Annotated in this window: 9 protein-coding genes; 3 read left to right on the top strand and 6 right to left on the bottom strand. The window is 54.8% G+C overall.

Annotated features, from left to right (window positions below; translation table 11 throughout):
• Positions 1–589: 589 nt before the first annotated feature.
• From GEI7105_RS30205 to GEI7105_RS0112105, 6 genes are all read right to left on the bottom strand, one after another.
• Positions 590–2,827, bottom strand: coding sequence for a polysaccharide biosynthesis tyrosine autokinase (locus tag GEI7105_RS30205; protein WP_017660728.1), 2,238 nt, complete (start codon positions 2,825–2,827; stop codon positions 590–592).
• 120 nt (positions 2,828–2,947) lie between these two features.
• Positions 2,948–4,573, bottom strand: coding sequence for a polysaccharide biosynthesis/export family protein (locus GEI7105_RS30200; RefSeq protein WP_158413196.1), 1,626 nt, complete (start codon positions 4,571–4,573; stop codon positions 2,948–2,950).
• Positions 4,574–5,096: 523 nt separating this feature from the next.
• The gene (locus GEI7105_RS33425) at positions 5,097–5,879 is read right to left on the bottom strand and encodes a cyanoexosortase B system-associated protein (protein WP_158413195.1); all 783 of its coding nucleotides are present in this window, start codon (positions 5,877–5,879) and stop codon (positions 5,097–5,099) included.
• Positions 5,880–5,918: 39 nt separating this feature from the next.
• Positions 5,919–6,812, bottom strand: coding sequence for a cyanoexosortase B (gene crtB / locus GEI7105_RS0112120; RefSeq protein ID WP_017660724.1), 894 nt, complete (start codon positions 6,810–6,812; stop codon positions 5,919–5,921).
• A 76-nt stretch (positions 6,813–6,888) separates the two neighbouring features.
• Positions 6,889–8,055: a DegT/DnrJ/EryC1/StrS family aminotransferase gene (locus GEI7105_RS0112115; protein WP_017660723.1), complete on the bottom strand. Its 1,167-nt coding sequence runs from the start codon at positions 8,053–8,055 to the stop codon at positions 6,889–6,891.
• A gap of 221 nt (positions 8,056–8,276) precedes the next feature.
• Positions 8,277–9,209, bottom strand: coding sequence for an SGNH/GDSL hydrolase family protein (locus GEI7105_RS0112105; RefSeq protein ID WP_026097610.1), 933 nt, complete (start codon positions 9,207–9,209; stop codon positions 8,277–8,279).
• 251 nt (positions 9,210–9,460) lie between these two features.
• Here GEI7105_RS0112105 and btpA point away from each other — a divergent pair, with 251 nt between their 5' ends.
• From btpA to GEI7105_RS0112090, 3 genes are all read left to right on the top strand, one after another.
• Positions 9,461–10,312: a photosystem I biogenesis protein BtpA gene (gene btpA / locus GEI7105_RS0112100; protein WP_017660720.1), complete on the top strand. Its 852-nt coding sequence runs from the start codon at positions 9,461–9,463 to the stop codon at positions 10,310–10,312.
• A 40-nt stretch (positions 10,313–10,352) separates the two neighbouring features.
• Positions 10,353–11,300: a vitamin K epoxide reductase family protein gene (locus GEI7105_RS0112095; RefSeq protein ID WP_026097609.1), complete on the top strand. Its 948-nt coding sequence runs from the start codon at positions 10,353–10,355 to the stop codon at positions 11,298–11,300.
• A 189-nt stretch (positions 11,301–11,489) separates the two neighbouring features.
• A complete protein-coding gene (locus GEI7105_RS0112090) occupies positions 11,490–12,560 on the top strand; it encodes a lipase family protein (RefSeq protein WP_017660718.1) in 1,071 nt (356 codons plus the stop codon).

The following is a 12,560-nucleotide window of genomic DNA, read 5'->3' as shown; positions in this document are numbered from 1 at the left end:
ATGAGGTTCGCCAAAATTACCCAACGATTTTCTTCACACAACTTGCCTTCAAAAGGAAGTTCAAAGGCTTCTTCGGGCGTGTCAGGATTTTGTGATTTTCGATACATTTTTTCTTGCCGGATGCACGGGAATTTCCAATTTTACCTCTTTTTCGGGTTCTCGAAGCCACGTCAAGACTCCTCTAAGCCTTACGTCGTAAGCTTTTCACTTCTTTTCAGCAAGCCCTAATTTCATCCCCTTCTCGTGCTACTTGGCGTACTACAAGTTGAAGTGCGGAATGTGGGTTTCAAAGGGGGGCGAAGGGGGGATAGGGGGCTAAGGGGGGATGTGGTGAAGACTTCTTGAAACCTAGCGTATCGGGAACGGATTCCGTATCACAAGTTAAATCCTTCCGTGGCAAGGATTTCGACCGATCGGCATCATTAGAGTGCAGCACTACCCGCGATGTTTGCCATAGCCGTAGGACTTACGAACTTCAGCGTTAACCACACTCAATGTAGAGGTCGGTGGGCATTGCCCATCCTACAGATGGTGTAAATGCGGTTGTTCTGAGCCGTTTGTGGTCTGGGTCGAGCCTACTTACTAACACCTAAGACCGGCGGGAGGGAACGTCCTGAGAGACAGACGAGCGAGAGGTCGCACCGTTGGAAACCTCCTCGTCTTCTAACCGGTCGGTTTCCCATAACTCGTAAAACGGCATGGGCGAGTCCGTCACCTCGGTTTCGTCTTCGGGCGAAACGTGAGGCGGGAACTCCACGGGGATCTCGGCGTCGTCGATGACCGCTCCCAACACGCGCACGCGGTCTTCTGCCTCTTCAAGCATTTCAGCGTATTCTGCCAGTAAGCCGCCTTCGGTCACGCCGGGGCGAGCGACGAGAATCATTCCGTCGGTGTAGGGTTCGAGCAACAGCGCATCGTTACACTGACTCAAGGACGGGGCGTCCACAACGACGAAATCGAACTGAACGCGGGCTTGACTCAACAACCGCCTTAACTCGCTCGATTCGATAATCGCAGCGGCGTGCTGTTGCGGTCCGGGACTGGGGATCGTGTAGAGGTTTTCCACTTGGGGAACGAAGCGCATCCCGCTTTGGAAATCGCGATAGTGACGTAAGGGTTCGATGAGACTGTGGGGATCGAGCGCCACTTTCAGCGATTCGGCCTTCGAGGGCGATCGCAAATCGGCTTCTACAAGTAGCGTCCGTTTTCCAGCTCGCGCTGAGGCGATCGCCAAATTGTAGGCTGTAAACGTCTTGCCTTCTCCGGCCTTGGCACTGGTTATCAGCACCACTTTCGGCGCTCCCCCTTCCACTCGCCGCAAGTTGCTGCGGAAGCGCTCGTAATGCTCCAAATAAGGAGAATCGGGCGCCACGATGACGGGCATCTTGCTCTCGTCGCCGAACTCCTCTGTGACCACGTGAGGCAACGTTCCCAACAGTAGCAGGTCGCGTTCCTGTAACGCTCCGCGCACTTCCTCGACCGTGTAAAACCGTCCTTCGAGGGCGGATAGCAAGAAAATTAACGCTCCCCCGGCTGCCAGTCCGACACCGCCCCCTAACAGCACTAAAATCGCCACGTTTGGCGGATCTTCTTTCTGCTCGACGACTTGAGCTTCCTGGGCGATCGTCAAATTACTCACCGTTTCAGCTTTGGCCGCTTCAGCATCCACCAGTTGAGCTTGTAATTGGTCGGAGAGAGCTTTGTGTAACAACACTTCCTGCTGCAAGCGCTGGCGTTCGAGTTCCAAATCCGGTAAGTTCGCGTAGGTCGCTTTTAATTCCCGTTCGAGGCGTCCGGCTTGCGCTAAACTGCGATCTAGGATGTCCCGCTCGGTTTGCAACTGCACGAGCCTCGCGGCCATTTCTTGGCGCATGGGATCGAGGCTGCTCGCTTGGCGAATCGCTCGACTGTTCGACAGCGGAGTCGCAATCCCCTCGCCGCCGATGACTTCGACCGCTCGCTGCACGAACAATCGTTCTAACCCGTCGAACTGGCGTTGTAACTCCACCATCTGGGGGTGTTGCGGTCGTAACGTCTGACCGAGCAGTGCTTGTTGTGTTTCTACTTGGTAGAGTTGCGCTCGCAAGTTATTGAGGATGGGATCGCGGCTGAGAGCCGAGGAAACATACGCTTGGGTGACGTTCAACCCCAACTGTTGCTCGAGGCTGTCCATTTGGGCGGCCATTTCTTCGACTTGCAAGCGCAACTGTTCTTGTTGCTGCTGGCTGGCACGAATCTGTCCGACGAGAGAACCGTCTTTGGCTAGGGTAATCGCCGCCCCTTCAATGCGATCGAACCGAACGAGACGGTCTTCAGCTTCTCGAAGTTCCTGTTGAATTTCGGGCAAGCGTTCGTTGAGGGCATCGATGAGGGCTTGGAGGCGAGAGGTGTTGAGCAGGTAGCTTTTTTCGACGGCGGCTTCCATCAACAAATTCACCACTATCGACGCTCGTTCGGGGGTCGAATCAGTATACGCGACGCGATAGAATTGTGGCTCGTCCGAGGCGGGGGTTCGGAGTTGGGCGGATTTCACTTTTCTTGGAGGGACGCCGATCTGTTCGCTGACGGCTTCGGCAGTCGCGTCGTCGATGAGGTAATCCTGGGTTAAGGCTTGCCGTCCTTGTTCTTGAATGGCCGGCCCCGTCTCGGACAAAATTACGGGTTGTTCGTTCGAACTCATCACCCCTGTCGCTTTGTAGGTGGGGGGAGGGGGTTCTTGTAATCCCATCAATCCGGCAACGCCAACGGCGAGAGCAAAGACGCCGAAGCCTGCGACTTTATATTTGCCAAAGGCAATACTGTATCGTTTGACGATAGAAGGAGCCACGAGCGATCTACCTGCGTGCGACTATTTTTATCTTAAGCGACTCGAGAGGGGTTTCGGGGCGCGATCGCCCGTTTCGACAATGAAGTTTTCGCAAATTCATCGGTGGTAACCGGTCGTTTGCTAATTGTTGTTATTGTTTCCGGTGGGACGGAACAAGTTATCGGCGCTATTAGAGAGTTGGTCGAAAAACAGTAAAAATCCGAGAACGTCGCGGAACGGTTGGGTAAAGTTATTGAAGAAATTTCCGACGGCGGCAATAAAGTTACGTCCGACGACGACCACATCTTTATCTTGCAAGATCGGATTTTCTTCGGGATTGCCCAAGATCGCTTCCCGTCCGTTGTAATAGGTCGTCACGGCTTCCCCGAGGGTCTCGTCGAAGCGGATGACCGCGACGCGACTCAAACGAGCTGTGTTTAGGGGAATCCCGCTGAGAACGTCGGCGAGGGTGCTACCGTTGGGCAGCGCTTGGGTATTGGTCGCGTTGGCGGGATAGCTAAGAACGCGCACGATAATCTGGTTTTGGGCTAACGTCGATCGCGCCGCCAAATCGAGTTGGTACGCTTGCCGTTCCTCGGCTGTGAGTTCGGGAACCACCACTACGTCTCCATCTTCGAGAAACACTTCTGGTAGGGGTTCGCCGAATACGAGGGGCGAAAACAGATCGACTTCTCGCTCGACTGTCGTTCCGTCGGCTAGGGTGCGGCGCAACAAAACGCGCCGTAAGTTCGCCGAGACTTTCGTGCCTTGAGCGGCGAGAATGGCTGTATCGAGGGCTGGGGACGGTACGGGTGGAAAGTCGTAAAATCCCGGCCGGGCGACTTCGCCGACGACTGTAACGGCAATGGGTTCTTGTTGGGGAGCTGCTAGCGCCGAGCGATCGATGGTTTGGCGGTTGTAATCTCCGGTAAAGGTGCGATCGCGACGGGGAACGAAAATCACGTCTCCGTCTCGCAAACGCAAATCGGGAATCGACGTGCCTTCGATCAGTGGTGTGTAAAGATCGAGGGTTTGAGACAAAATTCTGCCGTCGTCGAGGGTGCGTCGCACGGTAACGCGGCGCAAGTCCGCCTCGATCGTAACGCCTCCCGCTGTGAGGAGCGCTTGCACGAGGGGGGCGTTGGGCGCTACGGGGAAAAACCCAGGACGCGCCACTTCTCCGGTGACGGTGACTTGGGCTTGACGGGGAGCGGCCAACACCACTTGTACGTCGGGGTTGACGACGTAGTTGTTGAGTAAGCGCGTCAGTTTTTGTCGGGCTTCTTCGACCGTCAGTCCTTGTAGTGAAACGGTTCCCAGCAACGGTATGAAAATCGTCCCTTGAAAGGAGATTTCGGCGCTGGTGGTCAGATCTTGAAAGGGGGGCTGGACGACGACCGAGATGGCGTCGCCGGGTGCGAGTCGATACACCTCCCAGTTATCTCCACTCAGGGGACCGCGACGACTGGGAGACTCGGGTAAAAGTGGAGACAAGTCCAGGGGTGTCGCGGGGCGATCGCTCGAGTGTCGGTCGAGATATTCCACCATCTGGCGGTGTTGGATTTCCCCGGACAGTTGCAAGCGCAACCACACGGGCAGACTCTCGGGAACGGTATCGAGGTCGAGTTCTTCGTCGGCGATCTCGGGTGGGGCGATGTTTGGTGTGGGTTGGGCGATCGCGCGGCCGAGTGGCAATCCCCACAACGTTACCAAGACGGCTTCTGTGAGGACTGCCACCAGCGATCGCCCGTTCGGTTTCCGTACCACCTGTCCCATGCAACGATTCCTTACCAAAAATTTGGGTCTAAAGCCTCGCCCCCTTCGACTTAGCTCAGGGCAAGCCTTGCAGGGCGACTTGGCTATGATGTCAGAGAACTGGAACGGTATTTAACCCGTCTAAAAACCGAGCCTCTAATCGAGGCATCCGAACCTTGAAAACTAGAGTTAGCGGGTTCTGTTCGGGAAAGCTCGAACAGGTAAAAGCTCTAAGCAACACGGACATCTCACGCTGGCGAACTCGGTTCGCCACCCCTGTCCTCAAGTACAGAAAGTCAATTTTTCAGTAGATTATCAGGTACGGTAGGGCATACCGAAACCTCCTCTGTAATGGGGAAAACGTCTGGGGAGATAAACCCCTCTGGTACTTATTGGCAACAATGGGTAGTAAGGGTTGTCGCCGAACCAGAAATCTAGAACCGTGAGGTCTGGAGAATCCCCACGCCTTCAGGCTGGGGAGTATGTCAAAGCACGACGTCTTCCTTCGGGGGAAGAAACCCACTCGAACGACGTTCTACGACCCGACTCGAGACGGTTCGACGAACGCGTTTTCCATTAACTGTTCCTGCACCTGTGACGCCAGACGTTCGAGAAGCGGACGGGCGGTTTCGATGTCGCCGAGGGGTTCGATGGGCGTCATCAGACAGACGGCGACCCAAGGCTGACGGCGACCGTCTAATCGCGCCCGACGGTCGGCTTGAAACCAGTGCGTCAGGTTGGGATGGCCGCCGGTTTCCCAAGCGTACCATTGGGCGATCGCGTAGGTTTTTTGAGTCGTCCAACCTCGGAAAAATCGCGTCGTGACGGTGGCGGACGTGCCGTCGTCGGCCGTCACCTCGAACGCGAACTGACGCTGGCGGTCTTCTTTCCAATCTCCCTGAGCGTTTCCCAAACCGCGAATGTCCGTCCATTCCATCTGCGGCTGCGATCGCGTACCGCTTTGTCCCTGTTGGGGGTGCAGTAACAGCGTCGCCGGGGCGGGAGAGTCGGCGGTCGAGGCGGTGTCGTCCTCCATCAGAGTTTGCATGACCCACGCGCCCGATCCTAAATTGACAGTTCTCAGGTCTACCGTCGTCCATCCGGACAATTCGAGTCCGGTGTCGTCGAGTTGTTTCAACCCGCTGAGATCGACGGGTTGGGGTTGGCGAAACGGCAGCTTTCCCCGAACGTAGTTGGGAACGGCGACCGCTAACAACAGCAGTGCGAACGCGACGATCGCCACCACAGCAAAGGGCGACGACCGACGAAGAAATTGAGGGACAAAAGAGGCGGATTTTTCCACGATTTGCGTTGACAACGAACAGCAAGCAGTCTCGAAGGGATGGATACGTTCACATCAAACGGACTCGACGGTGTCGGAACCGGACAGGGCGTCGCGCAACCGCTCGATCGCCATCAGTGTCGGAATCAAGGCTAACAACATGAACGCCGAGATCGCGTCGCCGCCCCAACCTTCGTGCAGCCAGTGGAACAATTCGTCTCGTCCGGTTCCGTAAAACAGGGTTAAGAAGGTGTTTCGCAAAATGTTCGTGACGACGCTGATGAGAACGGCACACAGGAGAAACACCACGGTCGTTTTGCGCGATTTTAACGCCCCCGTCCAGTACAGCAGCATCAATGCCACGTAGAAGGTGGTAAAGAGCATTTTGAACCCGGCGCAGTGGGGCGCGACTTCGACGACGCGACCGCCGACGAGAAGTAGGATATCTTGAACGGTGACGTCCAATCCCCATTGAGTCAGGATAAATCCGGCTGTTCCGGCGATGAAGCTTTGTAGGGGAAGGGAAACGGGCGCGATGAGATAGGGTAGGTCGTTGGGGGTCGCCAGTAAGACGAGCAGCCAGGGAAAGGCTATGAGTTGAAAGCCGGGACGGCCTTTTAAGCCCAGACACAATCCCGCTAAGACGATGGGAAAGGACAGGTTGACTAAATCGGGCATTTGGCTGACGTACAGGACGCCCCCCAAACCGAGCAAGACGGCGCCGAGGGGATTGAAGCGATCGTCGAGGGCTTGCCAGCGATCGCGCTTCGTCCAGACGATGTACGCGGCGAAGGGTAAGCCGATGATGCCGTGGCTGAAGTATTCGTGTTCGAGGCTGATGCTTTTGTTGAGCCAACCGTCGTACCAGTAGGCGATCGTCGGCAGGTACATCAACGCCAGCAAGAGACCGAGGATTAGTTCGCTCGGATAGCGATCGAAGGAGGATTTGAGAGTCGTTTGTAGCTTCATGACATTGAGTGTTCGACCGAGTTTTAAAATGCGAGTTCTATCTAAACTATTGGTACGAAGAGATGTTCTTAGGAGTTTACGATCGCGCGGCCGACGAAACGGGATGGCGAACGGCGGTTTCGATCGCTCGGACGACGCGATCGATTTGCGCTTCGCTCAAGCCGGGAAACATCGGCAGCGAGAGAATTTGACGGGAGAGGGTTTCTGCGTGGGGAAAACGACCTTCCTCGTAGCCGAGGTCTCGATAGGCCGGTTGGAGGTGGCAGGGGATCGGGTAGTGAATTCCGGTTTGAATTCCTTGTTGTTCGAGTTCGGCCGCCAGTTCGTCTCGGGTTAGCGGCGATTCGTCGGTGACGCGGACGACATAAAGGTGGTAGACGTGGCCGCGATCGCTGTCGTTTCTCATGGGAACGATCCCCGATTCCCGTAAGGGTTCGAGCTGTCGGTCGTAGCGTCGAGCGGCCTCGTTGCGCTGGCGGTTCCACTCGGGTAAACGGGGCAGTTTGACGTTGAGGATCGCAGCTTGTAGGGTATCGAGGCGGCTGTTTGTACCGCGATAGGCGTGGACGTATTTTTGAGGGGCGCCGTAGTTTCGCAAGGCTTGCAGGCGTTCGGCGATGTGGGCGTTGGGGGTGACGGTGATGCCGCCGTTGCCTCCGGCTCCGAGGTTTTTACTGGGATAGAAGCTAAACGCGGCCGCCATTCCCACCGACCCGGCGGTATAGCCGTCTCGGTGGGCGAGATGGGCTTGGGCGGCGTCTTCAAAGATGAGTAAGTCGTGTCGGGTCGCGATCGCCTGTAAACCGGAGGGGGACACCATTTGTCCGTAAAGGTGAACGGGAAGCAGGGCTTGGGTTCGCGGTGTAATGGCGCGTTCGGCTGCCTCGAGATCCATTAGGGCGGTGTCGGGATCGCAATCGACGAGAACGGGCGTCGCTCCGGCGTGTAAGACGCCGATGAGGGTGGCGATAAAGGTGTTGGCGGGAACGATGACTTCGTCCCCCGTTCCGATGCCACAGGCACGCAGTCCTAGGGCGATGGCGTCGGTGCCGCAGGACACGCCGATGCCGCAGGACACGCCGCAGGCGCGGGCGAAGTCTCCCTCGAAGGTTTTGACGGCTCGGCCGAGGATGAAGTCGCCGCGATCGAGAACGTCGCGAACGGCCTGCTCGATCTCGTCTTGAAGGGATTGGTGCAGGGCGTGTAAATCGACAAATGGAACGGGGGTGGGGGTTTTACTCATCGGGGGTCATACCAACTTTGAGAACAGTCCTCTCACAACTGTAGCTCGACGGTTCTGGCAGTTGGGGAGATTTTTTTGAAAATTTATTTAAACTTTAAAATTGATGCGACCGCTTTTTTGAAAAGAATATCTTGAGAGATTTATATTCGATTTATGAATGTTTTGAAAAGCATTTAAATATTTTTTTGTGATTATTAAATCGACGATTTTTTGAAAATTCTTCACTCAATTTCAATTTCGATTTTTTGTGCGATCGCTTCGGTCACCAGTTCGTTGCCAGCCGGACTCAAATGAATATGGTCTCGATAAAGAGTTTCGACAGGTTCGACGCGATTGAAGGATGAAAGAAAGTCGATATACTGAATTCGATCGCGTTGCGTGAGTTCTAACAATCGTTGTCGAGCTTTGAGTTCGTAATCGCGAGGGCCGGGTTCTCCTAATTCCCGTTTGAGGGGAGTCATGGCGAGTAAAAAGATGACGTTTTCGGCAAGTAAGCGATCGTGAATTTGTGCGATCGCCCTCAAATTTGCCCCCACGATATCTTTATCTTCGGGAAGGCGAGTCTCGAGTTCGGAAAATTCAGGTTGAGGCAGGAGGTAGCGAGAGAGAACTTCGATCCAAGCCAAGCGAGGATAGCGATCGGGATAGCTGCGATCGCGTCCCACTTTGACGGAACTCGGCGCACTGGCGAACAAATCGTCAGTATTGATCGAAAGTACGACGGCACGAGCGCCAAAAGTGCCGAATTTCTCCAAATACGCCCGTTCGTTGCGCGGTCCCCAAGAGTTAGCCGAGGCGTTGAGAACTTCCACGCGGGGCGCAACCGGGGCTAACCGCCGTTGGAGTCGGGCGGAAATCGTCTCGTCGCGATCGGTCCACCATCCCCCGTTGGCGATGGAATCTCCCAGCAGTAACACCCTCAAGGTGTCGGGAGTCGGCATCGGTTCGACCTCCTCAGACCGCATCGAGTAGCGGTTGATGTCGATGCGGTTGCCAAAGCGTCGGGTGTGCTGGTTCGGTGCCAGACGATAGCCGATCGTGTCGTCGGCAACGTACAATGGCGGTTTGCCAAACCCAAACACCACTCGCAAGCCGATCTCGATGGCGATCGCCAATCCCGCGATCGCGAACAGTACCACCAACGCGAGTTTCAAGGGCGTTTTCTCCTGTCGTCCCATCTCGTCCAGTTTAAACGAGCGGCACTGAAACCCCTATAATCCAAATAGGATATACCGGGTTCGACTGAGATGGACAGCCATCGTACCCGACCCGACGGGCGAACCGACGGGCAAACTCACCCAGAACGCCCCAGTTTCTGTGACCGAGCGACAGCGTCGCAGGTCGCCGCTTCTGTTAGCCCTTTCAACGAACACCCCTAGTCACTGACTCCGAGACAAGTAAAAACGTGGACTTCGAGCAGATTTTCAAAACCCCCAATCCCATTATTGGAGTCGTACATTTACTGCCGTTACCCTCCTCGCCGCGATGGGGGGGGAGTCTCAAAGCGGTGATCGATCGAGCCGAACGCGAAGCTGCAGCCCTCGCAGCCGGGGGGGTGGACGGTATCATCGTTGAAAACTTCTTCGACGCGCCCTTTACAAATTCCCGCGTCGATCCGGCGGTGGTGAGTGCCATGACCTCGATCGTCGAACGGCTGCGCGGTATCGTCACGATTCCCATCGGTGTGAACGTCCTCCGCAACGACGCCCACAGCAGCCTGGCGATCGCAACGTGCGTCGGCGCGAAGTTCATCCGCGTGAACGTCTTGACTGGCGTGATGGTCACCGATCAAGGCATCATCGAAGGCCGCGCCCACGATTTGATGCGCTATCGCCGAGAACTCGGCAGCGACGTGAAGATTTTTGCCGACGTGTTGGTCAAACACGCTCAACCCCTGGGAACTCCCAGCCTCACCTTGACGGTGCGCGAGACCCTCGAACGAGGCTTGGCCGATGGGGTCATCCTCTCGGGAATGGCCACGGGAATGCCCCCGAGTTTGGAAGATTTGGAACTGGCCAAACACGCCGCCCGTAACAAGCCCGTTCTCATCGGTAGTGGGGCGACCTGGGAAAATATTTCCGAACTGATGCAAGCGGCCGACGGCGCGATCGTCTCGAGTTCGCTGAAACGACACGGCAACATCGAAGCCCCCATCGATCCGATTCGCGTCGGCCAGTTTGTAGATGCCGCCCACAGTAGCGTCGATCGCGATGGGGCGATCGCCCCGTCGCCGTCTTATAAGAAAGTACCGTCTTAACAATTGGGAAATCTAGGGAAACCTCGCACGGAGAAGCGCCATGACTCGCCGACGTTCGACCTCTCGATTCTATCGTTGGTCTCGCCCGATAATGGGGACGATCGCCCTGTTGGGGGCCCTCGAAACCACGGTGTTAACGGTGGTGAAACTGACGAACAACATCGCCGCCATCTGTCCCACGGAAGGATGCGATCGCGTGTTGACTAGCCCTTACGCGACGGCTTTCGGACTGCCGCTGACGGTGTTCGGCTTCCTGGGATACGCCGCGATGACGGTGTTCGCCTTCGCCCCTTACTCGTTCGACCCGGAAGACAACCGCCGCCGCCGCGATCGCATCGAACGAACGACGGGATGGGCGTTACTCGTTGGGGGGGCAGCGATGGCCGCCTTTAGCGGCTATTTAACCTACGTGTTAGTCTCGGAACTACACGAGTTCTGCCCGTATTGTTTCGCCTCGGCACTGTTTTCGTTCGGTTTGTTCGGATTGGCGGTCTTCGGCCGCGATTGGGAAGACGCCGGACGACCGCTGTTTGCGAGTGCGTTGGTGGCGATCGCGACCCTTGTGGGCGCGACGGGACTGTACGCCGATATTTCTCCTTCTGTGGCGGCGACGCCAGAATCCGTTTCTGAGACGAAACAAGCGCCTCGTGCCGTGACGACGGAGTCGGGAACCGCAGAAATCGAACTGGCACGACATTTACGGGAGATTGGGGCGCGAACCTTCGGGGCGTACTGGTGTCCTCACTGTTACAGCCAGAAGCAGCTATTCGGACGCGAAGCCTTCGAGATCGTAGAGTACGTCGAATGCGACCCCCGAGGTGCAAACGCAAAACCCGAGGTTTGTCGACGGGCGGGCGTTCGTGCTTATCCGACTTGGGAAATTAACGGACAGTTGTACGAAGGGGTTCGGGAGTTAGACGAGTTGGCTGAGTTGTCGGGCTATTCGGGAAATACTGCGTTTCGTCACTCGCTGCGATCGGTGATGTAGGATTGAGGGCGGAATCGAGCCGTTCGCCTAGATTGATTGCCATCTGACGAGCGTTGTGAGTCGTATAATGCAAGGGGAACGCTCGTGTTGGGGGAAGCGTAGCCCGATCCGCCCGTCGGCCGTCCCGATGGTAATTCCCTCGAGCGATCGTCGTGGGTCGTTTCAACCCGGCATTCTCTTGCAATCGTTATGTCCTCTCGTCAAGAAGCTGTTGTTTTTATCCCTGGTTATCAATTTCAAGAACAGGGGTTTTATTTAGAATTGCTCAGTGCTGGATTGACGGAGCAATTAGAACAGAATCGCGTGACGTTGGCAGGAGATGTTAAAATTCAAGGAAATACGGGAAAACGCTTTGAAGTTGTCACGTTTTTAGACAACCATAAAACTGTTGATGTTTACGAAGCGTACTGGGGCGATTTATTAATTAAGCTCAGCGATCGCTCGATTAAAGACAAAGCTTTGTACGGCGCATATTTGTTTTTTTATTGGCTATTTTCTAAAACCTGGAAATATTTTAAAGAGTCTCCTGTCTTTTTTATTAATGGCTCTTTAACGCTTGTTTTATGGCTTTTTTGGTATTATGGAACATTATCGATTATTTTTACAGCAATTGGAAAAGATCCTAGTTTTTTAGGATTTGAAATTCCTCAAAATTTAGCTCGATATTTGGGAACGTTAGGAACTTTTATGGGGGGGTGGTCGATTTGGGTCATCGTTCAAGGACTACTCGATTTGCTGCCCGTAAACTTCATGGTTGATATTATTTATTTTGCTATGAAATATATTGAGGAAGACTCTCCAAGTCGAGTGTTGAGAGCCAAAATTCGCAATCGTATTTTTTCTATATTTGACGATATTCTGAACGAAGGCTGTTACGATAAAGTTACCGTCGTCTCGCACAGTTTTGGTGTGACGGTTGCAGTGGATTTGTTAGCGGATTATCAGGGAGCGAAGAGCGTTCGACTGATAACGTTAGGCGGCCCGTTAAAAATTTTATCCTGTAAAGTGGATTGGATCGAACGTGAAATTCAGAAATGCCTGGAAAACGATCGCATCGATCCTTGGCTTGATTTTTATTCCGATCGCGATTGGCTCTGTACGAAAACACCAATTCCTAAAAACTCGACATCGAAAAAAATCCAATATCGTCGCAACGATTTACCTTTTTCGCTCGTCAAACAGCTTAGCGGTCGATCGCACCTTCATTACTTCACGGATAAAACTGTGTTAGCGACAATTCTAAACTTAGACGAGAATTAA

The organism is Baaleninema simplex PCC 7105 (assembly GCF_000332355.1).
Taxonomy (GTDB): Bacteria; Cyanobacteriota; Cyanobacteriia; order Cyanobacteriales; family Geitlerinemataceae; genus Baaleninema; species Baaleninema simplex.
This window is presented reverse-complemented; position numbering and strand designations above follow the sequence as displayed.